General features: G+C 62.4%; 21 protein-coding genes and 1 other RNA gene. 4 read left to right on the top strand and 18 right to left on the bottom strand.

Annotated features, from left to right (window positions below; all coding sequences use genetic code 11):
• Window positions 1-169: 169 nt before the first annotated feature.
• The 18 genes from lpxC to rsmI all read right to left on the bottom strand — a co-directional run bounded on the left by lpxC (window position 170) and on the right by rsmI (window position 19,646).
• Window positions 170-1,081: a UDP-3-O-acyl-N-acetylglucosamine deacetylase gene (gene lpxC, locus J3P88_RS06055; RefSeq protein ID WP_030139673.1), complete on the bottom strand. Its 912-nt coding sequence runs from the start codon at window positions 1,079-1,081 to the stop codon at window positions 170-172.
• A gap of 112 nt (window positions 1,082-1,193) precedes the next feature.
• Window positions 1,194-2,387, bottom strand: coding sequence for a cell division protein FtsZ (gene ftsZ, locus J3P88_RS06050; RefSeq protein ID WP_042729563.1), 1,194 nt, complete (start codon window positions 2,385-2,387; stop codon window positions 1,194-1,196).
• Window positions 2,388-2,484: 97 nt separating this feature from the next.
• The gene (ftsA, locus tag J3P88_RS06045; protein WP_003205342.1) at window positions 2,485-3,744 is read right to left on the bottom strand and encodes a cell division protein FtsA; all 1,260 of its coding nucleotides are present in this window, start codon (window positions 3,742-3,744) and stop codon (window positions 2,485-2,487) included.
• Between the two features lie 15 nt (window positions 3,745-3,759).
• Entirely contained in the window at window positions 3,760-4,626 is an 867-nt protein-coding gene (locus J3P88_RS06040) for a cell division protein FtsQ/DivIB (protein WP_186705128.1), read from the bottom strand.
• A 3-nt stretch (window positions 4,627-4,629) separates the two neighbouring features.
• The gene (locus J3P88_RS06035) at window positions 4,630-5,595 is read right to left on the bottom strand and encodes a D-alanine--D-alanine ligase (RefSeq protein WP_053124955.1); all 966 of its coding nucleotides are present in this window, start codon (window positions 5,593-5,595) and stop codon (window positions 4,630-4,632) included.
• Window positions 5,592-7,052: a UDP-N-acetylmuramate--L-alanine ligase gene (murC, locus tag J3P88_RS06030; RefSeq protein ID WP_053124957.1), complete on the bottom strand. Its 1,461-nt coding sequence runs from the start codon at window positions 7,050-7,052 to the stop codon at window positions 5,592-5,594. Before murC ends, J3P88_RS06035 begins: the two co-directional genes overlap by 4 nt.
• A complete protein-coding gene (murG, locus tag J3P88_RS06025; RefSeq protein ID WP_186705126.1) occupies window positions 7,045-8,115 on the bottom strand; it encodes an undecaprenyldiphospho-muramoylpentapeptide beta-N-acetylglucosaminyltransferase in 1,071 nt (356 codons plus the stop codon). Before murG ends, murC begins: the two co-directional genes overlap by 8 nt.
• Window positions 8,105-9,322 (bottom strand): putative lipid II flippase FtsW, encoded by a 1,218-nt coding sequence (ftsW, locus tag J3P88_RS06020; RefSeq protein WP_411385565.1) that lies wholly within the window; start codon window positions 9,320-9,322, stop codon window positions 8,105-8,107. Before ftsW ends, murG begins: the two co-directional genes overlap by 11 nt.
• Window positions 9,319-10,665, bottom strand: coding sequence for a UDP-N-acetylmuramoyl-L-alanine--D-glutamate ligase (murD, locus tag J3P88_RS06015; protein WP_434574423.1), 1,347 nt, complete (start codon window positions 10,663-10,665; stop codon window positions 9,319-9,321). The genes ftsW and murD overlap by 4 nt, the downstream gene beginning before the upstream one ends.
• A gap of 5 nt (window positions 10,666-10,670) precedes the next feature.
• Complete coding sequence (gene mraY, locus J3P88_RS06010) at window positions 10,671-11,753, bottom strand: phospho-N-acetylmuramoyl-pentapeptide-transferase (protein ID WP_063324484.1); 1,083 nt, start codon at window positions 11,751-11,753, stop codon at window positions 10,671-10,673.
• Window positions 11,753-13,120, bottom strand: a complete 1,368-nt coding sequence (locus J3P88_RS06005; RefSeq protein WP_434574422.1) for a UDP-N-acetylmuramoyl-tripeptide--D-alanyl-D-alanine ligase — start codon at window positions 13,118-13,120, stop codon at window positions 11,753-11,755. The genes mraY and J3P88_RS06005 overlap by 1 nt, the downstream gene beginning before the upstream one ends.
• Complete coding sequence (locus J3P88_RS06000; RefSeq protein ID WP_434574421.1) at window positions 13,113-14,576, bottom strand: UDP-N-acetylmuramoyl-L-alanyl-D-glutamate--2,6-diaminopimelate ligase; 1,464 nt, start codon at window positions 14,574-14,576, stop codon at window positions 13,113-13,115. Before J3P88_RS06000 ends, J3P88_RS06005 begins: the two co-directional genes overlap by 8 nt.
• The gene (locus tag J3P88_RS05995) at window positions 14,576-16,315 is read right to left on the bottom strand and encodes a peptidoglycan D,D-transpeptidase FtsI family protein (RefSeq protein ID WP_434576361.1); all 1,740 of its coding nucleotides are present in this window, start codon (window positions 16,313-16,315) and stop codon (window positions 14,576-14,578) included. Before J3P88_RS05995 ends, J3P88_RS06000 begins: the two co-directional genes overlap by 1 nt.
• Window positions 16,315-16,608, bottom strand: a complete 294-nt coding sequence (ftsL, locus tag J3P88_RS05990) for a cell division protein FtsL (protein ID WP_003178214.1) — start codon at window positions 16,606-16,608, stop codon at window positions 16,315-16,317. Before ftsL ends, J3P88_RS05995 begins: the two co-directional genes overlap by 1 nt.
• Window positions 16,605-17,552, bottom strand: coding sequence for a 16S rRNA (cytosine(1402)-N(4))-methyltransferase RsmH (rsmH, locus tag J3P88_RS05985; protein WP_434574420.1), 948 nt, complete (start codon window positions 17,550-17,552; stop codon window positions 16,605-16,607). The genes ftsL and rsmH overlap by 4 nt, the downstream gene beginning before the upstream one ends.
• Window positions 17,549-18,004, bottom strand: a complete 456-nt coding sequence (gene mraZ, locus J3P88_RS05980) for a division/cell wall cluster transcriptional repressor MraZ (RefSeq protein ID WP_003205355.1) — start codon at window positions 18,002-18,004, stop codon at window positions 17,549-17,551. Before mraZ ends, rsmH begins: the two co-directional genes overlap by 4 nt.
• Before the next feature lie 308 nt (window positions 18,005-18,312).
• Window positions 18,313-18,666, bottom strand: an RNA gene (rnpB, locus tag J3P88_RS05975) — RNase P RNA component class A.
• Between the two features lie 74 nt (window positions 18,667-18,740).
• Entirely contained in the window at window positions 18,741-19,646 is a 906-nt protein-coding gene (gene rsmI / locus J3P88_RS05970; RefSeq protein ID WP_434574419.1) for a 16S rRNA (cytidine(1402)-2'-O)-methyltransferase, read from the bottom strand.
• 355 nt (window positions 19,647-20,001) lie between these two features.
• Between rsmI and J3P88_RS05965 the strand changes: the two genes are divergently transcribed.
• The 4 genes from J3P88_RS05965 to J3P88_RS05950 all read left to right on the top strand — a co-directional run bounded on the left by J3P88_RS05965 (window position 20,002) and on the right by J3P88_RS05950 (window position 23,446).
• Window positions 20,002-21,813 (top strand): penicillin-binding protein activator, encoded by a 1,812-nt coding sequence (locus J3P88_RS05965; RefSeq protein WP_186705121.1) that lies wholly within the window; start codon window positions 20,002-20,004, stop codon window positions 21,811-21,813.
• Window positions 21,813-22,175 carry a YraN family protein gene (locus J3P88_RS05960; RefSeq protein ID WP_186705120.1) on the top strand — a complete coding sequence of 121 codons (363 nt, stop codon included), beginning with the start codon at window positions 21,813-21,815 and terminating at the stop codon, window positions 22,173-22,175. The genes J3P88_RS05965 and J3P88_RS05960 overlap by 1 nt, the downstream gene beginning before the upstream one ends.
• A gap of 102 nt (window positions 22,176-22,277) precedes the next feature.
• A complete protein-coding gene (locus J3P88_RS05955; RefSeq protein WP_007928463.1) occupies window positions 22,278-22,871 on the top strand; it encodes a phosphoheptose isomerase in 594 nt (197 codons plus the stop codon).
• The gene (locus J3P88_RS05950) at window positions 22,868-23,446 is read left to right on the top strand and encodes a BON domain-containing protein (protein WP_030139689.1); all 579 of its coding nucleotides are present in this window, start codon (window positions 22,868-22,870) and stop codon (window positions 23,444-23,446) included. Before J3P88_RS05955 ends, J3P88_RS05950 begins: the two co-directional genes overlap by 4 nt.
• Window positions 23,447-24,293: the final 847 nt, after the last annotated feature.

Raw genomic sequence — 24,293 nt, 5'->3', positions numbered from 1 at the left:
GCGAGCAGGCTCGCTCCCACAGGAGGAACACGGCTCTTCCAAAAATGACCCGCCATCAGGGCGGAACCCTAAGCAGCCGTTGCCGAAGAAATGGATATACACACCCAAAACGCGCCCATAAAAAAAGGCCACCCAAAGGCAGCCTTCAAAAACTAGAGAGGTTTTTTGCTTACACGGCCGCGACAGGACGCATGTAAGAAATTGGTGCGGTGCTGGCGTCTTCGAACGTCACGACTTCCCAAGCATCTTTCTGCTCAATCAACTTGCGCAGCAGCTGGTTGTTCAGTGCGTGTCCGGACTTGAAGCCCTTGAACTCACCAATCAAGCTATTGCCCAGCAGGTAGAGGTCGCCGATTGCATCGAGGATCTTATGCTTGACGAATTCGTCTTCATAGCGAAGACCGTCTTCGTTCAATACACCATCGGAATCGACCACGATCGCGTTTTCAACACTGCCGCCGAGTGCGAGGTTGTGCTTGCGCAGGTACTCGATATCACTCATGAAACCAAAGGTACGGGCGCGGCTGACTTCTTTTACGAACGAAGTACTGGAAAAATCCACGCTTGCACTCTGGGTGCGGTCACGGAAAACCGGGTGATCGAAATCGATCTCGAAGCTCACCTTGAAACCTTCGAAAGGGACGAAAGTGGCGCGCTTGTCGCCGTCTTCCACTGTCACTTCCCGCAGGATGCGGATGAACTTCTTGGCTGCGTCCTGCTCTTCCAGGCCAGCCGATTGAATCAGGAATACGAAGGGTCCGGCACTGCCATCCATGATCGGGACTTCGGACGCGGAGAGCTCGACGTAGGCGTTATCGATGCCCAGGCCAGCCATGGCCGAGAGCAAATGCTCCACCGTATCCACTTTGGTGTCACCGTTGACCAACGTGGTCGACATAGTGGTTTCACCAACGTTTTCCGCGCGAGCAGGAATCTGCACCACAGGGTCGAGGTCGGCACGACAAAACACGATGCCGGTATCGACAGGCGCGGGCTTGAGGGTCAGGTAGACCTTCTCGCCGGAGTGCAGGCCGACACCTGTGGCACGGATAATATTCTTCAGGGTGCGTTGTTTAATCATGGCATGGGCCGCTTCAGCGCAAATTGCGAACTGGTATCAACAAAGGCTGGCGATAATAGCAGACCAGACCTTTGCTGAACACCAATCACCCGTATCCCCCTGATACATTTCATCAATCGGCCTGACGACGCAGGAAAGCTGGGATGTCCAGGTAATCCAGATCGTCTTGCGGATTCATCTTCGCGGCAGTCGCGGCACCGGCCTGGGCCTGGTTGCGCATGACGGTCGGACGGTCCAGGTCACGGTAGTTCACCGCAGGCTGTTCCTGACGAACGGGGGCTTGCTGCTGTGGCTGGGAGGCCATGGCGGTCTGCACGGTGTTGTCGATCACCTTCATCGGTTTCTCGATTTTCGCGCCCAGGCCAGTGGCAACCACGGTCACGTGCAGCTCGTCACGCATGTCCGGATCGATCACGGTGCCGACCTTGACCATCGCGTGGTCGGAAGCGAACGCCTCGATGATGCTACCCACGTCGGAGTACTCGCCCAAGGACAAGTCCGGACCGGCGGTGATGTTCACCAGGATGCCACGAGCGCCCTGCAGGTTGACGTCTTCGAGCAACGGGTTGCGGATGGCCGCTTCGGTGGCTTCGCGCGCACGGTTCGGACCGCTGGCGCAGCCAGTGCCCATCATCGCCATGCCCATTTCGGACATCACGGTGCGTACGTCGGCGAAGTCGACGTTGATCATGCCTGGACGCTTGATGATGTCGGAGATACCGCGAACGGCACCGGCCAACACGTCATCGGCCTTGGCGAAAGCCGACAAGAGGCTTGCGTCTTTACCCAGGATGGTCAGCAGCTTCTCGTTGGGGATGGTGATCAACGAGTCGACGCTTTCGCTCAGCGCGCGGATGCCTTCATCGGCGATCTGCATGCGCTTGCGGCCTTCGAACGGGAACGGACGGGTCACCACCGCAACGGTGAGGATACCCATTTCCTTGGCCACTTCGGCAATGATCGGCGCAGCACCGGTACCGGTACCACCGCCCATGCCCGTGGTGATGAACACCATGTTGGTGCCGGCCAGGACTTCAGCGATGCGCTCGCGGTCTTCCAGGGCAGCCTGACGGCCAACCTCGGGATTCGCGCCGGCACCCAGGCCCTTGGTCACGCCGGTACCCAGTTGCAGGATGGTCCGCGCGCCGATGTTTTTCAGCGCTTGAGCATCGGTGTTGGCGCAGATGAACTCGACGCCTTCGATGTTGCTCTTGACCATGTGGTTGACAGCGTTGCCGCCGCCACCGCCGACACCGATTACTTTGATAACCGGGCTAGCGGGGATGTTGTCTACGAGTTCGAACATGTTCCCTCTCCTTTCATTCTCTAGTTTTTTCGCCTACTGCGTTTGCTGCGTCTTCCAGCGCCAAGCCTGAAACCTGCCGCGTGAAGCTTTGAAACTGTTAAAAGTTGCCCTTGACCCAAGCCTGGAGACGCTCGAACAGCGGTGCCTTCGGCTCGTCGCTGCTGTAGCTGTCGCGACTGCCAATGCCCGAGAACGAGATCCCGTCGGACTGTTTTTGCAGGCCGTACATCAACAGGCCCACGCCGGTGGAATAGATCGGGTTGCGGACCACGTCATCCAGGCCCTTGACGCCATGGGGCACGCCCAGGCGCACCGGCATGTGGAAAATCTCCTCGGCCAGCTCGACCGCGCCTTCCATCTTCGAGGTACCGCCGGTCAGCACGATGCCGGCCGGGATCAGGTCTTCGTAGCCACTGCGACGCAGCTCGGCCTGGATCAGCGTGAACAGCTCGTCGTAACGCGGCTCGACCACCTCGGCCAAGGCCTGGCGCGACAGTTCGCGCGGTGGACGGTCGCCGACGCTTGGCACCTTGATGGTTTCACCGGCACCGGCCAGTTTCGCCAGGGCGCAGGCGTAGCGGATCTTGATTTCCTCGGCGTACTGGGTCGGGGTGCGCAACGCCATGGCGATGTCGTTGGTCACCTGGTCGCCAGCAATCGGAATCACGGCCGTGTGGCGAATGGCGCCTTCGGTGAAGATCGCGATGTCGGTGGTGCCGCCGCCGATGTCCACCAGGCACACGCCCAGTTCTTTCTCGTCGTCGGTCAGCACCGAGTAGGCCGAAGCCAGTTGCTCGAGGATGATGTCGTCGATTTCCAGGCCGCAGCGGCGCACGCATTTTTCAATGTTCTGTGCAGCGTTCACCGCGCAGGTCACCACGTGGACCTTGGCTTCGAGGCGCACGCCGGACATGCCTAGGGGCTCGCGCACGCCTTCCTGGTTATCGATCACGTAATCCTGCGGCAGGGTGTGCAGCACACGCTGGTCGGCCGGGATCGCCACGGCCTGGGCCGCGTCGAGGACGCGCTCAAGGTCCGCGGAGCTGACTTCGCGATCACGAATCGCCACGATACCGTGGGAATTCAGGCTGCGGATGTGATTGCCCGCCACGCCGACGAACGCCGAGTGGATCCGGCAACCGGCCATCAGTTGCGCCTCTTCGATGGCGCGCTGGATCGATTGCACGGTGGACTCGATGTTCACCACCACGCCTTTCTTCAAGCCGCGGGACGGGTGTGTACCGATCCCGACGATGACCAGCGTGCCGTCGTCCGCGACTTCGCCTACCAGCGCCACCACCTTGGAAGTGCCGATATCGAGACCGACGATCATTTTCCCGCTTTGCACGTTTGCCATGGGTCCTGCCTCTTCTTAATTCTTCGCGACGGCGGGTTCGGCCGTCGTCGGCGCTACAGGTTCCCGCCAGCCAACAGCCAGGCCGTTGGCGTAGCGCAGATCGATGCGCGCAATGTTCGTAATCTGTTCTTTGAGCGTCTTGTCATAGATGGCGATGAAGCGGCGCATCTTTTCCACCAGGTTGCCGCGACCGAGCAACAGCTCGATGCCCGGCCCCGAGCTGCCCGCGCCAGTGGTCAGGAACCAACTGCCGCGCTCACGCAACTCCAGGCGCGCGATGGAGAAGCCCAACGGCCGCAACATCTGGCTCAACACCTGGTATTGCTGCATGACTTGCTGCTGGGCCCGCTGTGGACCGAACAGTTGCGGCAAATGTTCATAGTTGGCCAGTTCCCGCGGCGTAAACGCCTGGCCCTGGTTGTTCAACAGCGACTCGTCGCCCCAACGGGCCACCGGCAGCTGTTCTTCCAGGCGAATCGACACCTGGTCGGGCCACACCCGCCGGACTTCGGCGTGGGCGATCCAGGGCATCTGCTCCAGCTCCGTGCGCATGCCCGCCAGGTCGATGGTGAAGAAGCTCGACGCGACGAACGGGGCGATCCGCTGCTGCACCGCCTGCTGGCTGATGTAGCTCAGGTCGCCCTGGACGTTGATCCGCGCGATTGGCCGATCGGCATACGGCAACAACCGTTGCGCGCCTTCATACGTACCGAACCCCAGCGCAACCAGCATCACTGGCCAGAACAGGCTCTTGAGAAAGCCAAAATTGGCTTTCGGCAAGCGCGCCGACATCGGCTCTTTGGCCACCATTCGGCTGGCACCCCGCGGCACCGGCTTGCGACCGGGTGCGGATGGCTGATGACGAAGCGATGCGCCTTGCATGGCTTAACCTCTTGGCTCTTGTTGGCCGACACTGGCGGCCAGGATCGAGAGCACCAGTTGCTGGAAATCCAGGCCGGCGGCGCGGGCCGCCATCGGCACCAGACTGTGATCGGTCATGCCAGGGGCGGTGTTGACTTCCAGGAACCAGAACTGCCCATCGGCGTCCTGCATCACGTCCGCCCGGCCCCAACCGGCGATACCCAGCGCCTCACAGGCCTTGGCCGTGAGGTCCATCAGTTGTTTTTCCTTGGCCGCATCCAGCCCGCAGGGAATGCGGTACTGGGTATCGTTGGCGATGTACTTGGCGTCGTAGTCGTAGAACGTGTGGGGCGTGCCCAGCGCAATCGGGGGCAACACCTGGTCACGCAGGGTGGCGATGGTGAACTCGGGACCGGTGATCCACTGTTCGACCAACACTTGCGAATCGTAGGAACTGGCGTCCTTCCAGGCTGCGGTCAACTCAGGCAGCGAATTCACTTTCGCCATGCCGATACTTGAACCTTCATGGGCCGGTTTGACGATCAAAGGGAAGCCCAGTTCCGTGGCCGCCGAAATACAATCGGCCTCGGACGCCAGCACGGCATGACGCGGCGTTGGAATGCCGAGGCTGTGCCAGACCTGCTTGGTGCGCAGCTTGTCCATCGCCAGGGCGGACGCGAGGATGCCGCTGCCGGTGTAGGGAATGCCCAGGCATTCGAGCAGGCCTTGCATACTGCCGTCTTCACCGCCGCGACCGTGGAGAATGATGAAGGCGCGGTCGATCTTTTCGCTGAGCAGGCGCTGCAGGAAATCGTCGCCCACATCGATGCCGAAGGCGTCGACGCCGGCACTTTGCAAGGCTTGCAGCACGGCGTTGCCGGACTTGAGGGAGACCTCGCGCTCGGCGCTCTTGCCACCGAACAGCACGGCAACGCGGCCGAAGGCTTTCGGATCGAGGGTCGAGACCAGGTTGGCGTAGGCAGCAGTCATTTCAGTTTCCCCTCGCTGGACGCCACGATGGCTCCGGCGAATAACGGACTGTTCAACAGTTTCGGGGCCAGGCCACCGATGTCGCCGGCACCCTGGCACAGCAGGATGTCGCCGGCGCGCAGCAGCGGCTTGACCAACGGCGCGAGGTCCACGCCGCGTTCGATGTAGATCGGGTCCAACTGGCCACGCTGGCGAATGCTGTGGCACAGCTGGCGGCTGTCGGCCCCCGGGATCGGCTCTTCACCGGCCGGGTAGACTTCCATCAACAGCAGCACGTTGGCGTCGGCCAGCACCTGGACGAAATCGTCATACAGGTCGCGGGTGCGGCTGTAGCGGTGCGGCTGGTAGACCATCACCAGGCGCCGCTCCGGCCAGCCACCGCGCACGGCCTTGATCACCGCCGCGACTTCGGTCGGGTGGTGGCCGTAGTCGTCCACCAGCATCACGTTGCCGCCGTCCACCGGCAATTCGCCGTAGACCTGGAAGCGTCGGCCCACACCCTGGAACCCGGACAGGCCCTGGACGATGGCTTCATCGCTGACACCTTCGTCGGTGGCGATGCAGATAGTGGCCAAGGCGTTGAGCACGTTGTGGTTGCCAGGCATGTTCACCGACACGTCCAACGGCTCGCGATCAGGACGCAACACGGTGAAGAACGTCTGCATGCCCTGCTGGCGCACGTTGATGGCGCGTACGTCGGCGTCTTCGCCAAAACCGTAGGTCACGGTCGGACGCTTGATCAGCGGCAGGATCTCACGCACCACCGGATCGTCCAGGCACACCACCGCCAGACCGTAGAACGGCAGGTTGTGCAAAAACTCCACGAAGGTTTTCTTCAGCTTGTTGAAGTCGCCGTCGTAGGTCGCCATGTGGTCGGCGTCGATGTTGGTCACCACGGCCACCAGCGGTTGCAAGTGCAGGAAGCTCGCATCGCTCTCGTCGGCTTCGGCGATCAGGTAGCGGCTGGTGCCCAGCTGGGCATTGGTGCCCGCGGCATTCAGGCGGCCACCGATCACGAACGTCGGGTCCAGGCCACCAGCGGCGAACACCGAGGCGATCAGGCTGGTGGTGGTGGTCTTGCCATGAGTACCGGCGACGGCGATGCCGTGGCGATAGCGCATCAGCTCGGCGAGCATTTCGGCCCGTGGCACTACCGGGATGCGGCGTTCCAGGGCGGTGGCGACTTCCGGGTTGGAGGTGTTCACGGCGCTGGACACCACCAGCACGTCGGCATTGGCGGCGTTCTCGGCACGGTGGCCGATAAAAATCTGCGCGCCGAAGGATTCCAGGCGCTCGGTAACCGGGGAAGCCTTCAGGTCGGAACCCGAGACCTGGTAACCCAGGTTCAGCAGCACCTCGGCGATCCCGCACATGCCCACGCCGCCGATACCGACGAAGTGGATGCGGCGGATACGGCGCATTTCCGGTTGCGGCATGGCTTTGCGATTCTCAACCATGGGCCACCTCCAGGCAGGTATCGACCACTTGGGCCGTGGCATCGGGTTTGGCCAGGCGGCGCGCGGCGCGGGCCATGTCTTCAAGTCGTTGCGGCTGCATCAAAACCTCTGTCAGGCGGGCGGCAAGATCCGCGGCGCCAGTCGTTCTTTGCGGCATCAGGAAGGCAGCGCCTTCACGGGCCAAATAATCGGCGTTACGGGTCTGGTGATCGTCGATGGCGTGGGGCAAAGGCACCAGCATCGAGGGCAGACCGGCGGCAGCCAGTTCACTGATGGTCAACGCGCCTGCGCGGCAGACCACCAGGTCGGCCCAGCCATAGGCTTGGGCCATGTCTTTGATGAAAGGCTGCACTTGCGCCTCGACGCCGGCGGCGCGGTAGCGCTCGGCGGTCACTTCATCGTGGTTTTTGCCGGCCTGGTGAAACACTTCCGGGCGCAGTTCGGGGGCGACCTGCGACAGGGCTTCGGGCAGCAATTTGTTCAACGGTTCCGCCCCCAGGCTTCCACCCAGGACCAGCAAACGCGCCTTGCGTCCGGCCAGGGCCGGGCGCGGTGTTTCGAGGAACAGCTCGGTACGCACCGGATTGCCGGTGGTGCGACGGCTGCCCGACAGGGTAAAGGTGTCGGGAAAGGCTTCACAGACCCGGGCGGCCAACGGCACCAGTAACCGATTGGCGGTACCGGCCACGGCGTTCTGCTCGTGGACGATCACCGGCACACCGGCCAGTTTTGCCGCAACGCCGCCCGGCCCGGTCACATAACCGCCGAACCCGACCACGCACACCGGCCGCAGCCGACGAATGATTGCCCGCGCCTGCCAGACCGACTTGAGCAGCATCAGCGGTGCCTTGAGCAACGACAGCTTGCCCTTGCCCCGCAGGCCGCTGGCGTCGATCCGGTGCAGTTCGAGGCCGGCGCCGGGCACCAGTTCGTTCTCGATGCCCCGTGGCGTGCCCAGCCAGTGCACGGTGTAGCCGCGTGCCTGGAACTCCCGGGCACAGGCCAGCGCCGGGAATACGTGCCCGCCGGTACCGCCCGCCATGATCAGCACGTTAGCGCCCATGAGTCGGCTCCTCGGCGAAGTCGCTCTCCTGGAATTCCATCTCTTCGCTGCCCAGGTGGGTTCGACTCTCCCATTCGATGCGCAGCAACAGGCCGAGACAGGCACAGCAGATCACCAGGGAACTGCCGCCGTAACTGAGGAACGGCAGCGTCAGGCCTTTGGTCGGCAACAGGCCGACGTTCACGCCGATGTTGATCAAAAACTGGCCGATCCACAGGAACGACAAGCCATACGCCACATAGGCGGCGAAGAACTGTTTGGCCTTTTCCGCCCACAAGCCGATGTACATGCCACGCACGCAGACGAACACGAACAGGGCGACGGTGCACAGGGAACCCACCATCCCCAGTTCTTCGGCCAGGACCGAGAACACGAAGTCGGTGTGGGCTTCCGGCAGGTAGAACTGCTTCTGCACGCTGTTGCCCAGGCCCACGCCCAGCCACTCGCCGCGACCGAAGGCAATCAGCGCCTGGGTCAATTGATAGCCGGAACCGAACTGGTCGGCCCACGGATCGGTAAAGGTGATCAGGCGCGCCATCCGATACGGTTGCGCCTGCACCAGCACCGTCACCGCCGCCACCGCCAGCGCGACCATCAAAGTGAAACGGAACAGCCCGACGCCGCCGAGGAACAGCATCGCCGCCGCCGCGCCCATCATCACCACCGTGGCGCCGAAGTCCGGCTCCATCAGCAGCAGGCCGGCCATCGGCAGCAACACGATGAACGGCTTGAAGAACCCCATCCAGCTCTCGCGCACTTCCTTCTGGCGACGCACCAGGTAACCGGCGAGGTAGATCACCACGAAGACCTTGGCGATCTCCGAAGGCTGGACGTTGAAGAAGCTGAAGCCGATCCAGCGCATCGAGCCGTTGACCTCGCGGCCAATACCCGGCAAGAGCACCATCACCAACAGGCCGAAGGCACCGAGCAACATCATCCAGCCCAGGCGTTGCCAGGTGGCGATCGGCACCATCATGGTGACGATGCACGCGCCCAGGCCGATCACCAGGTAAATCAGGTGGCGGATCATGTGGTAAAGGGTGTTGCCCGACTGCACGGCGGCCACTTCCGACGACGCGGAGGTGATCATGACCAGGCCCAGGCCCAGCAAGGCCAGGCAACCGGCGAGCATCGGGAAATCCAGATCGATGCCACGACCGGTGATCAGCGGCGACGGGTACGGCTTGATGATGTTCATCAGGTTCATGCCAAGTCCTCCGCGGCCTGGGCGAACAACTGCCCACGCTCTTCGTAGTTCTTGAACATGTCGAAACTGGCGCAGGCCGGCGACAACAGGACTGCATCGCCCGGTTGAGCAAGGGCGCGGCATTGCTGCACCGCCTCGTCCAGCGAAGCGACGCGCACCAGCGGCACGGCATCGCCGAGGGCCTGGGCGATCAATTCGCGATCACGGCCCATCAGCACCACGGCGCGGCAGTTGGCGGCAACGGGGTCGCGCAGGTCCTTGAAATCGGCACCCTTGCCGTCGCCGCCGGCGATCAGCACGAGCTTGCCGTCGATGTCCGCGCCCAGGCCTTCGATGGCCGCGAGCGCGGCACCGACGTTGGTGGCCTTGGAGTCGTTGTACCAGGCCACGCCATCGAGATCGCGTACCCACTGGCAGCGGTGCTCAAGGCCGGCGAAGGTGCGCAGGGCCGAGAGCATGGCGTCGAACGGCAGGCCGACCGCATGCCCCAGGGCCAGCGCGGCCAGGGCATTGGCCTGGTTGTGGGCGCCACGAATCTTCAGTTCGCGCACCGGCATCAGGTTCTGGAATTCGAAGGCCAGGTATTTCTCGCCATTCTCTTCACGCAGCCCGAAGCCTTTGAAGTCCGGCACGCCCAGGCCGAACGACCAGCACGGCATGCCCTCGCCCAGCAACGGACGGGTCAGGGCATCCTGGCGATTGAACACCACTTGCCGGGCACCACGGAAGATCCGGTGCTTGGCCAGGTGATAAGCCGGCAGGCCGCTGTAGCGGTCCATGTGGTCTTCACTGACGTTGAGCACGGTGGCCACTTCGGCGCCCAGGTGGTCGGTGGTCTCGAGCTGGAAGCTCGACAGCTCCATCACGTACAGCTCGACCTCGTCGCTGAGCAGGTCCAGCGCCGGGGTACCCAGGTTGCCGCCTACGGCGACGCGCTTGCCGGCCGCCGCAGCCATCTCACCGACCAAGGTGGTGACGGTGCTCTTGGCATTGGAACCGCTGATGGCAACGATCGGCGCCTTGGCGTTGCGCGCGAATAGCTCGATGTCGCCGGACAATTTCACACCACGGGCGGCGGCAGCCTGCAGGGCTGGGGTCGCCAGGGCCAGGCCGGGGCTCACGTAGAGCTCATCGGCACGGCACAGGAATTCGACATCCAGCTCGCCACAACGCACGTCCACCTGGGGATAGTCACGGCGCAGCGTGGCCAGCTCAGGCGGATTTTCCCGCGTATCGGCCACGGCAAACGACACGCCCCGGTTCGCCAGGAAGCGAACCAGGGACATGCCGCTCTTGCCGAGGCCGACAACGATGCGGAAGTGGTCAGAAGCGATCAGGGACACTCGTTCTACCTCAGCTTCAGGGTGGCAAGGCCGACCAGCACCAGGATCACGGTGATGATCCAGAAACGGACGATCACGCGTGGCTCGGGCCAGCCCTTGAGTTCAAAGTGGTGGTGGATCGGCGCCATGCGGAATACGCGGCGGCCGGTCAATTTAAAGGAGGCCACCTGAATGACGACTGACAGGGTCTCCATCACGAACACACCGCCCATGATGAACAGGACGATTTCCTGGCGAACGATCACGGCGATGGTGCCCAGGGCCGCGCCCAGCGCCAGCGCGCCGACGTCGCCCATGAAGACTTGCGCCGGGTAGGTGTTGAACCACAGGAAGCCCAGGCCGGCACCGATCAGCGCACCGCAGAACACAATCAATTCACCCGCGCCCGGCACATACGGGATCAGCAGGTATTCGGCGAACTTCACGTTACCCGACAGGTAGCAGAAGATTCCCAGGGCGCCGCCGACCATGACCGTCGGCATGATCGCCAGGCCGTCGAGGCCGTCAGTGAGGTTGACCGCGTTGCTCGAACCGACGATCACCAGGTAGGTCAGCACGATGAAGCCAGCGCCCAGCGGAATGCTGTAGTCCTTGAGCATCGGCAGGATCAGGGTGGTTTCCACCGGCGAGGCGGCGGTCATATAAAGGAAGATCGCCGCGCCGAGGCCGAACACCGATTGCCAGAAATATTTCCAGCGGCTTGGCAGCCCACGGGAGTTCTTCTCGATGACCTTGCGATAGTCGTCGACCCAACCGATGGCGCCGAAGAACAGCGTCACCAGCAGCACGACCCAGACGTAGCGGTTCGCCAGGTCGGCCCAGAGCAAAGTGCTGATACCGATGGACGACAGGATCAGCGCGCCCCCCATGGTCGGGGTACCGGATTTGGACAGGTGCGATTGCGGACCGTCGTTACGGACCGACTGGCCGATCTGCAGGTTCTGCAGGGTGCGGATCATCCACGGGCCCAGGAACAGCGACAACGACAACGCGGTCAGCACACCCAGGATCCCGCGCAGGGTCAGGTACTGGAAGACCGCGAAGCCTTTGTGGAACTGTTGCAGGTACTCCGCTAGCAGCAGCAGCATTAATGTTTCTCCGTGGTGGTGCCGCACAGCGCCGCGACGATGTTTTCCATCGCTGCGCTGCGTGAACCCTTGATCAATAAGGTGGTGTTCGGGTCCTGCTCGGCGCCCAGGGCCTGGATCAATTCGGCTTGAGTAGTGAAATGCCGTGCGTGCTCGCCAAACGCAGCGACCGCATGGGCCATCATCGGACCGACCGCATACAGCGCATCGACCTTGCCGCGCGCATAGGCACCGACATCGTGATGTCCCTGTTGCGCCCATTCGCCCAACTCGCCGATATCCCCCAGCACCAGCACGGTACGGCCGGAGAAACCGGCGAGGATATCCACCGCCGCGCACATGGACGACGGGTTGGCGTTATAGGTGTCATCGATCACGCGCATGCCGTTGCTGGCCAGTTGCGCGACAGAGCGCCCCTTGACCGGCTGCACGGCGTTCAGTCCGGCAACGATGCCCGGCAGCGACACGCCCAGGGCATGGGCGGCAGCCGCGGCGGCCAGGGCGTTGGCAACGTTATGGGTGCCCAGCAGGTTCAATTGGACCCGCTCGGCACCGTCGGGGCTGTGCAGGTTGAAGGCCGGGCAACCGCGGGCATCACGGTCCAGGTCGCTGGCGTAGAAATTCGCGGCGAGGTTGCTCAGGGCAAAGGTCAGCACCTTGCGCTCCCCCGCCCGGGTCTTCCAGATTTCGAAGGCCTTGTCGTCGAGATTCAGCACGGCGACGCCATTGGCATCCAGCCCTTCGATGATCTCGCCCTTGGCCTCGACGATTTTTTCCGGGCCGCCGAACTCGCCGACGTGGGCGGTCCCGGCGTTGTTGAGCACCGCCACGTGGGGCTTGGTCATGGCCACGGTGTAGGCGATCTCGCCGAGCCGCGAAGCCCCCAGTTCGATGACGGCGGCGCTGTGTTCCGGCGCCAGTTCCAGCAAGGTCAGCGGCACACCGAGGTCGTTGTTCAGGTTGCCACGGGTCGCCAGCACCGCACCACGAGTGCGCAGGATGCTGGCAAGCATTTCCTTGACCGTGGTCTTGCCGCTGGAACCGGTAATGGCCGCGACCGGGTTGCCATACGCTGCGCGGTTCAGCGCACCGAGCTGGCCCAGGGCCTGGCGAGTGTCGCTGACGAGCAATTGCGGCAACGTGCTGTTGCTCACTTCCCGCTCGACCAATGCGGCGACCGCGCCTTTGCCCGCGACCTCGTTCAAGTAATCGTGGCCATCAAAACGCGGCCCGGCCAAGGCGACGAACAATTGCCCCGGCGCGATCGCCCGGCTGTCAATGCTCACGCCGCTGAAGGTGGCGTCCGCAGAAATGAGGCGCGCATTCAGGGCGTTGGTCAGTTCGCTGAGTTTCAGGGCCTTAAGCATGGGCCACCTCCCACGCGGTCAGGGCGTGATCGGCTTCCACCAGATCGGAGAACCCATGGCGTTCGCCGTTGATTTCCTGATAGTCCTCATGGCCCTTGCCGGCCAGGACGATGACATCGTCCGCCGAGGCGCTGGCGATCAACTGGGCAATGGCCTGGCCGCGACCGGCGACGAAGGTGACGTTATCCACGGCGGTAAAACCGGCGCGGATGTCATCGAAGATCCGCAGCGGGTCTTCGCTGCGCGGGTTGTCATCGGTGACCAGCACGCCGTCCGCCAGACGCTCCACCACTTCTGCCATCAACGGGCGTTTGCCGCGATCGCGATCGCCGCCGCAGCCGAACAGGCACAGCAGCCGGCCCTTGGCGTGAGGACGCAAGGCCGTGAGGACTTTTTCCAACGCGTCGGGAGTGTGGGCGTAATCGACAACCACCAACGGTTGAGCCCCGCCGCCGAGGCGCTGCATGCGCCCGGCCGGCCCTTCAAGTCTTGGCAACACCTTGAGGATTTCGTCCAGCGCGTAGTCCAGGCCGAGCAAGGCGCCAATGGCCGCCAATACGTTGCTCAGGTTGAAGCGGCCGAGCAAGGTGCTGCGCAGATGGTGCTCGCCCTGGGGCGTGACCAGCGTGGCGCGCACGCCTTCATCGTCGAACTGCGCCTGGCGTATACAAAGGTAGGCGCTGGTATCTTCCAGGCTATAGGTGATCAACCGGGACTCGCGCTTGTCGGCGGCCAGTTGCCGGCCGAACTCGTCGTCGAGATTGATGACCCGGCATTTCAAATCATTCCAGGCGAACAGCTTGGCCTTGGCTTCGCCGTAGGCCTGCATGGTGCCGTGGTAGTCCAGGTGGTCGCGGGACAGGTTGGTCAACACCGCGACGTCGAACGCCAGCGCCGTCACACGACCCTGGTCCAGGCCATGGGACGAGACCTCCATCGCAACGGCCTTGGCACCGGCCTTCTTCAAGTCCGCCAGGGTCGCTTGCACGGCAATCGGGTTCGGCGTGGTGTGCAGGCCGCTTTCCAGCGCGCCATGAAAACCGTTGCCCAAGGTGCCGACAATGCCGCAATGCTGGCCGAGCAGGTCCAAGGCCTGGGCCACCAGTTGGGTCACGCTGGTCTTGCCGTTGGTGCCGGTCACGCCCACCAGGTTCAGGTGGCGGCTCGGGTCGCCATAAAACCGCCCGGCGATGTCCGACAGTTGCGCCGCCAGGCCCTTCACCGGAATCAGCGGCACGTCAGTGATCGGCAGCACGGTCGCGCCTTGCACTTCGTACGCCACGGCAGCCGCGCCGCGCTTCAGGGCGTCGGCGATATGGTCGCGACCATCGACACGGCCACCCGGCACCGCCAGGAACAAGTCCCCGGCACGTACATTGCGGCTGTCCAGGGCCAACTCACGAATCAGCAGATCGTGACCGGCGTGGGCAAAAATCTTGTTCAGGCTCAGGGACATCAGCCACGCCCTCCTTCGGCTTTCAAGGGAATGACCGGTGCGGTATTGGCCTGCTGGGTCGGCGGCAGGTTATCCGGGGTAATGTTCATCAGGCGCAGGGTGCCGGACATCACTTTGCTGAACACCGGCGCCGAGACCAGGCCACCGAAATAGCCTGCCTTGCTCGGTTCGTCGATGACCACGACGATGGCGTAGCGTGGGTCGCTCATCGGGCCGAAGCCGGCAAACAGCGAACGGTAGGAATTCTCGGCGTAGCCTTTGGTGCCCACGGAGGTTTTGCGGGCCGTACCCGACTTGCCTGCCACGTGATAGGCCGGCACCTGGGCGCGGTAGACACCACGCGGCGCCTCGATCACCTGTTGCAGCATGCCCTGCATGGTCTTGGCGACGTTTTCCGGGATCACCTGGGTGGCCTGCGGTGGCTTGTCGGTCTTGATCAGGGTCAGCGGTGCCATGCGCCCGTTGTTCGCCAGCGCGGAAAACGCGTGGACCAACTGGATCGCGGTCACGGAAACGCCGTAGCCATAGGACAACGTGGCGGTCTCAGCCTTGCGCCAGTCACGGTAGTTCGGCAGGTTGCCGACACGCTCGCCCGGAAAGCCCAGGCCGGTGTCCTGGCCGAGGCCGATTTTCTGGGCCAGGCGATAAATCGTCTCGCCGCCGATATCGAAGGCGATCTTGCTCATGCCGACGTTACTGGAGTTGATCAGGATGCCGGTCAGGTCGAGCACCGGGCCTTCAGTCTTGGACACGTCACGGATGGTGTACTTGCCGATCTGCAGAGTGCCCGGGTAGACCTCGACGGTGTCGCTTGGCTTCCAGCGCCCGGTTTCCAGGGCGGCGGCCATGGACACGGCTTTCATGGTCGAACCCGGCTCGAACACGTCGATCATCGCGCGGTTGCGCATCATCGCCGGTTGCAGGTTGCGGCGGTTGTTCGGGTTGTAGGTCGGCTGGTTGACCATCGCCAGGATCTCGCCGGTCTTAACGTCCATGATCACCAGGCTGCCGGCCTTGGCACCGTTCTCGACGATGGCGTTGCGCAGCTCGCGGTTGGCCAGGTATTGCAGGCGCAGGTCAATGGACAACGCCAAGGGCTTGCCGGCCTTGGCGTTTTTGGTGACTTGGACATCCTTGATCAGCCTGCCGCGCCGGTCCTTGATAACCTGGCGTTTGCCGGCGACCCCGGCAAGCCATTCGTCATAGGCCAGTTCGACCCCTTCGCGCCCTCGATCATCGATGTCGGTAAACCCGACCATGTGGGCGGTGACTTCACCGGCCGGGTAGAAACGCCGGAATTCTTCGATGCCGTAGACACCGGGCACTTTCAGGTCGAGCACACTCTGGCCTTGCTCGGGCGTCAATCCGCGCACCAGATAGATGAATTCTTTATTGGCTTGGGCTTCAAGACGCTCGGCCAGGGCCTTCGGGTCCTGCCCGAGGGCGGCGGCCAAGGCCGGCCATTTTTCCTTGGCTTGCTGCATTTCCTTGGCGTTGGCCCACAAGGTGGTCACCGGGGTACTCACGGCCAGGGGTTCGCCGTTGCGGTCGGTGATCAGGCCACGGTGCGCCGGAATTGGAATATGACGCACACTGCGAGCGTCGCCCTGCCCCTTGAGGAAGTCACGGTCGATGACCTGCAGGTCGATGATGCGCCACGAAATCGCCGCCACCATGATCCCGAGCAAGCCCAGGACCAGACGAAACCGCCACGGGAACAGCGCCCCTTCGAGTTTCATCATGGCGCCACCATTTGCACTTCGGCGGCGCCGGGAATGCGCATTTTCAGCTGTTCGGTGGCCAGTACTTCGATACGGCTATGGGCGGTCCAGGTGCTTTGCTCCAGGATCAACCGGCCCCACTCGGCCTGCGCCTTGTCGCGCACACTCAGCTCGTTGTAGAGGGTGTTGAGCAACTGCCGGTTCCAGTGCGCGCTATAGGATACGGCGATGGCCGACACGAGCACGCCTATAAACAGCAGCAGCATGAAAAAGCTGCCGCCAGGCAGGGGCTTGGCGAAGAGCTTGCTCACCGCAACTTCTCCGCGACACGCATGACGGCGCTACGGGCACGTGGGTTGGCCTTGAGTTCGGCGTCGGAGGCGAACTGCGCTTTGCCATGGATCTTGATTTTCGGCACGAAGGCTTCGAAACGCACCGGCAGGTTGCGCGGCAGGTTATCGGCTTCGCCTTTGGTGAGCTTGCGCATGAACAGCTTGACGATGCGGTCTTCCAGGGAATGGAAGCTGATCACCACCAGCCGACCACCGATCTCCAGCGCTTCAAGCGCCGCTTCGAGACCGACTTCCAGGTCGCCCAGCTCGTTGTTCACGTGGATGCGCAAGCCCTGGAAAGCACGGGTCGCCGGGTTCTTGCCCTTTTCCCAGGCCGGGTTGGCCACTTTCAGCACTTCGGCCAGGTCGCCGGTACGCTCGAAGGGCTTGATGTCGCGGCGCTCGACCACGGCGCGGGCCATGCGGCCGGAGAAACGCTCTTCGCCGTATTCCTTGAAGACACGGGCGATTTCTTCCACTGGCGCGGTATTGACGAATTCGGCGGCGCTGATCCCACGGGACGGGTCCATGCGCATGTCCAACGGACCGTCATTGAGGAAACTGAAGCCGCGTTCCGGGTCGTCCAGTTGCGGCGACGACACGCCCAGGTCAAGCAGCACGCCACTGACCTTGCCGGCCAGGCCACGCTCGGCGACTTCGGCGCCCAGCTCGGCAAAGCTGCGCTGCACAACGACAAAGCGGCCGTCTTCGGCCGCCAGCGCTTGCCCGGTGGCAATCGCTTGAGGATCCTTGTCGAACCCCAGCAACCGGCCGTCCGGACCGAGCTGGCTGAGAATCAGCCGACTGTGTCCGCCACGCCCGAACGTGCCGTCCAGATAACAGCCATCAGGACGTACGGCGAGAGCCTCGACGGCTTCGTCAAGCAGTACGGTGATGTGGTTAAAGCCGCTATCAATAGTCACAGGATCAAATCACGCAGTTCATCAGGCATGGCGCCCGGTTGTTGAATAGCAGCGAGGTCAGCGGCAGAAACCGCATTCCAGGCATCTTCGTCCCACAGCTGGAACTTGTTCAGTTGGCCCACCAGCATCGCGCGCTTATCCAGCTTGGCGTACTCGCGCAGGCGCGGCGGCACCAGGAAACGACCGCTGCCATCGAGCTCGAGGTCGACGGCATTACCGATCAGCAAGCGTTGCAGTCGGCGGTTTTCTTCACGCAGCGAAGGCAATGCGCGCAGTTTGGTTTCGATGATTTCCCACTCATCCAGAGGGTAAACGCACAAACATGGGTCAACGGCGTCGATCGTGACGATTAACTGCCCCGAACTTCGCGAAACGAGCTCGTCACGATACCGGCTAGGCATGGCTAGCCGGCCTTTTGCATCGAGACTGATAGCGTTAGCTCCGCGAAACACGTCTGCGTTTCTCCACTTTTTGGCGTTTTACCTTCAAAAAAACCCACTTCATGCCACTTTCCGCCACTTGCGCACACTATAGGAATGCGCCCACCGCACCGTCAAGGCGCGCAATGAAGGAAAAGCCTTATAGATCGGAGATTTAGGAGCGTTTCAGGAGGGGTAACAAGAATCTGACGTAGGAAAAATCGCCCTAACCTGAAGCAGCACAGGGGACTGCGCGCACAAGTTAAAGTGATTTGTTAAGAGTAAGATTTTTTTGGTATTAGGAACTGCGTCTGCCAGTGATTCCGGCAGGAAGGGAAAAGGTGGAGAGTCGATCTGTAAGCCGGGTTCTGTCTTGAACAGTCATTCGTCTACGATGGCCATCACTGGACATCTTTAGCAACCTACCCGGTCCCAGCGCGGGCCACGCCTTGGGACCCTATTTGGTCTTGCTCCAAGTGGGGTTTACCTAGCCACGAACTGTTGCCAGCCGTGCGGTGCGCTCTTACCGCACCTTTTCACCCTTACCGGCGCCGAAACGCTTAGGCGGTTATTTTCTGTGGCACTTTCCGTAGGCTCACGCCTCCCAGGCATTACCTGGCACTTCGCCCTATGGAGCCCGGACTTTCCTCCCCCCTCTAATTTTCATAGAGGGCAGCGACTGTCCGATCGACTCTCCGCCGCGAAGGTTAACGGTAGAGCGCTTGAAGAACAAGCGCTAAAAGCCCCGAGCCAGCACCGTGTCCCGGTTTCACTGGTCTTTCTGTTTTTCCAGTGCGACCTGGTACAGCACATTCTTGCGCTCGCCGGTGATCTGCGCCGCCAGCGCCGCGGCGCGCTTGAGGGGCATTTCCTCCAGCAGCAGGCTCAGGACGCGCATCGCCTCGCTGCTGACGGCGTCCTCGCTTTGCGGCGGCGTCCAGCCTGCCACCAGCACGACGCACTCACCGCGCTGCTGGTTGCTGTCGCTTTCGACGAAGGCGCGCAACTCGGCCAAGGGCAGGCCCTTGAGGGTTTCAAAGGTCTTGGTCAACTCACGGGCCAACAGCGCCTGGCGCTCAGGGCCGAACACCAGCTCCATGTCTTGCAGGCATTCGAGGATGCGGTGCGGCGCCTCATAGAAGATCAGCGTGCGCGGCTCCTCCTTTATAGCCTCCAGGCGCGCCCGTCGCCCAACGGCTTTGGCCGGCAGGAAACCTTCGAAAATGAAACGGTCCGACGGCAGGCCTGCCGCCGACAGCGCCGCGATCAATGCGCAAGCTCCCGGTACAGGCACCACACTGATGCCGGCCGCCCGGGCCTGGCGCACCAGATGATAGCCGGGATCGGAAATCAGCGGCGTACCGGCATCGGAAATCAACGCCACGTTATCGCCCGCCAACAGCCGAGTAATAAAACGACTGCCTTCGTCCCGCTCATTGTGCTCATGACAGGCCGCCAACGGCGTGGAAATGCCGAAATGCTGCAGCAGGCGCTGGGAGTGGCGCGTGTCTTCAGCCGCGATCAGTGCGACCTCCTGCAGGATTTTCAGCGCCCGGGCACTGATATCGTCCAGGTTGCCGATGGGCGTCGCCACCACATAAAGCGAGCCGGCAGCGGAATTCAAAGCACCTGGAGCAGTCAAAACGCGCACCTCATGATCGGTAAAAACCGCCATTGTAGCGTGTAGCGGCGGTCTCGGCTGTTCGCGGTAACGGGTAACCCGAAGCAATGCCGGCCTTTGGAAGGTTGCACCAGCCTTTGTGGCGAGGGAGCTTGCTCCCGCTCGGCTGCGCAGCAGCCGTAAAAATCTGCAGCCACATCCTGAGGTAGCGTGTTGAATGTTTTTTGGGGCTGCTACGCAGCCCAGCGGGAGCAAGCTCCCTCGCCACAAAGGGTCAATGCCTGTCTTTTGTGCTGCGCCGCACTCTTTGAAATACCTAAATTGATCGATTCACGCCACTAACATCGCGCCCCGGCCAGTGCTTGGGTACAATTCGACGCTAATTTGATCTCGTATCAGGAACACTTACATGATCGCTTGCCTGCGGCTGCTCTCCGCCCTCTGCCTCGCTGCCCTCCTGGCGGCTTGCGCCAGCTCGCCCTCGTCCAGCCTTGGCGAACTCCCACGGACCCCGGATGCCAGTATCGAGCAACTGCTCGAACAGGCCACCCAAAGCAAAAACCCGGAAAAAGCCGCCCTGCTGCGCCTGAGCGCCGCAGACCTGGCCTACCGCCAGGGCAATGCCGGCCAGTCCGCACAGATCCTGCAACAAGTGCCGATGGAGCAACTCAAGCCCGGCCAGCAGATTTTCGCCAGCACGCTGTCGGCTGAACTGGCAATGACCCGCAACCAGCCCAAGGCTGCGCTGACCGCCCTGAGCCATCCAAGCCTGCAACACCTGAGCGAAATGCCGGTGGAGCAGCAGGTCCGCACCGGCACCGTCCGTGCCCGCGCCCTCGAGGCCGATGGCCAGACCCTGGCCGCCGCCAAGGAGCGCATTTTCATTGCGCCCCTGCTGGAGAACGACGCCGCGGCGAAAAACCACGAAACCATCTGGTCGCTGATCGCCTCGCTGCCCACCGACCAGTTGCAGCCCACCTCCGCCGACGACCTCGGCGGCTGGCTGAGCCTGGCCCAAGTCGTCAAGACCGCTGGGACCCTGGAACAGCAGCAGGCGGCCATCGACCACTGGCGCGAACAGAACCCGAAGCACCCTGCCGCCCTCCAACTGCCGACACCCCTGGTCAAGCTCAAGGAACTGGCCAGCCAGCCACTGAGCAAGATCGCCCTGCTGCTGCCACAGAATGGCCAGTTGGCCGCGGTTGCCAAGGCCTTGCGCGAGGGCTTCATGGCTGCCCACTACCAGGCCCAGCAGGCCGGGCAGACGCCGCCAAGCATCCAATTCTATGACAGCGCCAGCCTGACCTCCATGGACGAGTTCTATCGCAAGGCCCAGGCCGACGGCGTGCAACTGGTCATCGGCCCGCTGGAAAAACCGCTGGTCAAGCAGATCAGCACCCGCCCGCAATTGCCGATCACCACCCTGGCACTGAACTACAGCGAAGGCGAACAAGGGCCACCGCAACTGTTCCAGTTCGGCCTGGCGCCTGAGGATGAAGCCCGCGAAGTGTCCCGCCGCGCCCGTGCCGATGGCCTGCACCGCGCCGCCGTCATGGTACCGAAGGGCGAATGGGGCGATCGCGTGCTCAAGGCCTTCAGCCAGGACTGGCAGGCCAACGGCGGCACCATCGTCGCCATCGAACGTGTCGACCAGCCGGTCCAACTGGCCCAGCAGATCGCCGACATGTTCCAGTTGCGCCAGAGCGAAGGTCGCGCCAAGAGCCTGCAAAACACCGTCGGCACCACGGTCGCGGCCCAGCCGTCCCGTCGCCAGGACATCGAGTTCATCTTCCTTGCCTCGACACCGCAGCAGGCCCAGCAGATCAAGCCGACCCTGAACTTCCAGTACGCCGGCGACGTGCCGGTCTACGCAACGTCCTCGGTGTTCAGCGCCAGCGGCGACCAGAACCAGTACAACGACATGAGCGGCATCCGCTTCTGTGAAACCCCCTGGCTGCTCGACGCCAATGACCCGTTGCGCAAGCAGGTCACCGCGCAGTGGCCCCAGGCGGGTGGCAGCCTGGGTCGGTTGTACGCGATGGGGGCGGACGCCTATCGCCTGGCGCCGCGCCTGGGCCAGCTCAAGACGTTGCCGGACAGCCGCATCGAAGGCCTGTCGGGCAGCCTGGCCGTATCTCCCACCCAGCGCGTACAGCGTCAACTGCCCTGGGCCGAGTTCGTCAATGGCCAGGTGCAGCGCCTGCCGGACACCCAGCGCTAATGCCTGACCGATCACGCCAGCAAAGCGGACGGGATGCCGAGGGCCAGGCCCTCGCGCATCTCGAGCAACACGGCCTGCGGCTGCTGGCGCAGAACTGGTTGTGTAAACGTGGCGAGCTTGATCTGGTCATGCTTGACGGCGATACAGTAGTATTCGTCGAAGTCCGCTATAGAAAAAATACCCAATGGGGTGGCGCGCTCGACAGCATTGACGGGCGCAAGCGCCAAAAGTTGATTTTCGCCGCGCAGTACTTCCTGCAACGCGAGTCTCGCTGGGCCGATCATCCCTGCCGCTTCGACGTGGTTGCCATCGACAGTAACGCCGACCAGTTGAACTGGCTGCAGAACGCCTTCGACAGTTGAGCACCCATGCCGAGCCGGACACCTTCACCTAACTTTTTTGCTCTTTGCTTTGCGCGCCGCACATGTTTGTGCCGATAAGTCGCGCTACTTAAGGTCACACAGATGGACATGCAATCGCGAATTCGCCAGCTTTTTCAGGCCAGTATCGACACCAAGCAACAGGCGATGGACGTACTTGCACCGCACATCGAGCAAGCCAGCCAAGTGATGGTCAACGCCTTGCTCAACGAGGGCAAGATGCTTTCGTGCGGCAACGGCGGCTCGGCCGGCGACGCCCAGCACTTCTCCTCGGAACTGCTCAACCGCTTCGAGCGCGAACGCCCGAGCCTGCCGGCAATCGCCCTGACCACCGACAGCTCGACGATTACCTCGATCGCCAACGACTACAGCTACAACGAAGTCTTCTCCAAACAGATCCGCGCCCTGGGCCAACCCGGCGATGTCCTGCTGGCGATTTCCACCAGCGGCAACTCGGCCAACATTATTCAAGCGATCCAGGCCGCACATGATCGCGAAATGATTGTCGTAGCATTGACCGGTCGTGACGGCGGCGGCATGGCGTCACTGCTATTGCCCGAAGACGTCGAGATCCGCGTACCGGCCAATGTCACCGCACGTATCCAGGAAGTCCACCTGCTGGCGATCCACTGCCTTTGCGACTTGATCGACAGCCAACTGTTCGGGAGTGAAGAATGACCCCTAATCGCCTAGGCCTTCTGGCCCTGACCCTGTGCCTCGGCATCAGCGGCTGCACATCGGTGGTTAACGCCAGCCGGGAAAAGCCGATTGAAGATGACCGCGGCACCCGCACCTTCGGCAGCAAGATCGACGACTCCCTGATTGAAACCAAGGTCGGCGTGAACATCGCCAAGGCCGATCCGGACCTGGACAACAACTCGCACATCGTCGTCACCAGCTTCAACGGTGTCGTCTTGCTGGCCGGCCAGACCCCACGCGCCGACCTCAAGGCCAAGGCCGAACAGGAAGCCAGCGCTGTGCAGCGGGTCAAGACCGTGCATAACGAGCTTCAGGTTCTGCAGCCGTCTTCGCTGCTGGCGCGCCAGAACGATGCCTGGCTGACCACCAAGATCAAGACGCAGATGCTGACCGACGCCAGCATTCCTGGTTCGCGCATCAAGGTTGTGACTGAGAATGGCATCGTGTATCTGCTGGGGTTGCTGACCAAGCAGGAAGCGGCGCAGGCGACCAATCTGGTGCAGGGTGTGTCCGGGGTGCAGAAGATTGTGAAGTTGTTTGAGTACATTGACTGATATAGATGCTGGTACACGAACGGCGCTTTTCCTGGAAAGGAAGGCGCCGTTTTTTTATGGCTTCGTTTTGGGGCTGGTTGGTCGGTGTGTATATCCATTGCTGCGATAACGGCCGCTTAGGGTTCCGCCCTGACGGCGGGTCACTTTCGAAAAGCCCGGAAGCCGGCCCAGTCGAAAGTAACCAAAGCGCTTCTGCCCCACCACTCGGCGCCTCGCCTAGGCTCGGCATGCCTGAACGATGGCATTGCTCCGCGGGCCGCCGCGAAGGCGGTAACTCAGTCACATGGATGTAGGGTTTACTGACCTCATCGCGAGCAGGCTCGCACAGGGGTTCTGTGTTGGATATGAATTTTGTGTTCACTGGAGGTCGGATGTGGGAGCGAGCCTGCTCGCGATGGCGATGGTTCAGTCAAATGGATGCTGGGCTTGCCGGCCTCTTCGCGAGCAAGCCCGCTCCCACAGGGGTTCTGTGTTGAATATGAATTTTGTGTTCACTGGAGATTGAAGGTGGGAGCGAGCCTGCTCGCGATGGCGGTGATTCAGTCAAATGGATGCTGGGCTTGCCGGCCTCTTCGCGAGCAAGCCCGCTCCCACAGGGGTTCTGTGTTGGATATGAATTTTGTGTTCACTGGAGGTTGGATGTGGGAGCGAGCCTGCTCGCGATGGCGGTGGTTCAGTCGAATGGATACTGGGCTTGCCGGCCTCTTCGCGAGCAAGCCCGCTCCCACAGGACCTTGAAAGGGATGGTTGTAAGAGCGGAACCATAAGCACGCGTTACCGCAGAAACGGATATACACACAAAACCACGACACAAAAAAATGCCCGCATCTCACGACACAGGCATTTT

This window comes from Pseudomonas sp. Z3-6 (assembly GCF_051131985.1).
In the GTDB taxonomy this organism is placed as follows: Bacteria; Pseudomonadota; Gammaproteobacteria; order Pseudomonadales; family Pseudomonadaceae; genus Aquipseudomonas; species Aquipseudomonas zanjanensis.
This window is presented reverse-complemented; position numbering and strand designations above follow the sequence as displayed.

Bases quoted from the DNA above. Each gene is read 5' to 3' on its own strand.
- lpxC (WP_030139673.1), bottom strand. From the start codon at position 1,081: ATGATTAAACAACGCACCCTGAAGAATATTATCCGTGCCACAGGTGTC.
- J3P88_RS06005 (WP_434574422.1), bottom strand. From the start codon at position 13,120: ATGCTTAAGGCCCTGAAACTCAGCGAACTGACCAACGCCCTGAATGCG.
- ftsZ (WP_042729563.1), bottom strand. From the start codon at position 2,387: ATGTTCGAACTCGTAGACAACATCCCCGCTAGCCCGGTTATCAAAGTA.
- mraY (WP_063324484.1), bottom strand. From the start codon at position 11,753: ATGCTGCTGCTGCTAGCGGAGTACCTGCAACAGTTCCACAAAGGCTTC.
- rsmI (WP_434574419.1), bottom strand. From the start codon at position 19,646: ATGGCGGTTTTTACCGATCATGAGGTGCGCGTTTTGACTGCTCCAGGT.
- ftsA (WP_003205342.1), bottom strand. From the start codon at position 3,744: ATGGCAAACGTGCAAAGCGGGAAAATGATCGTCGGTCTCGATATCGGC.
- J3P88_RS06040 (WP_186705128.1), bottom strand. From the start codon at position 4,626: ATGCAAGGCGCATCGCTTCGTCATCAGCCATCCGCACCCGGTCGCAAG.
- murG (WP_186705126.1), bottom strand. From the start codon at position 8,115: ATGGGCGCTAACGTGCTGATCATGGCGGGCGGTACCGGCGGGCACGTA.
- J3P88_RS06000 (WP_434574421.1), bottom strand. From the start codon at position 14,576: ATGTCCCTGAGCCTGAACAAGATTTTTGCCCACGCCGGTCACGATCTG.
- J3P88_RS05995 (WP_434576361.1), bottom strand. From the start codon at position 16,315: ATGAAACTCGAAGGGGCGCTGTTCCCGTGGCGGTTTCGTCTGGTCCTG.
- J3P88_RS05960 (WP_186705120.1), top strand. From the start codon at position 21,813: ATGCCTGACCGATCACGCCAGCAAAGCGGACGGGATGCCGAGGGCCAG.
- murC (WP_053124957.1), bottom strand. From the start codon at position 7,052: ATGGTTGAGAATCGCAAAGCCATGCCGCAACCGGAAATGCGCCGTATC.
- J3P88_RS05950 (WP_030139689.1), top strand. From the start codon at position 22,868: ATGACCCCTAATCGCCTAGGCCTTCTGGCCCTGACCCTGTGCCTCGGC.
- J3P88_RS05965 (WP_186705121.1), top strand. From the start codon at position 20,002: ATGATCGCTTGCCTGCGGCTGCTCTCCGCCCTCTGCCTCGCTGCCCTC.
- J3P88_RS05955 (WP_007928463.1), top strand. From the start codon at position 22,278: ATGGACATGCAATCGCGAATTCGCCAGCTTTTTCAGGCCAGTATCGAC.
- ftsW (WP_411385565.1), bottom strand. From the start codon at position 9,322: ATGAACCTGATGAACATCATCAAGCCGTACCCGTCGCCGCTGATCACC.
- J3P88_RS06035 (WP_053124955.1), bottom strand. From the start codon at position 5,595: ATGACTGCTGCCTACGCCAACCTGGTCTCGACCCTCGATCCGAAAGCC.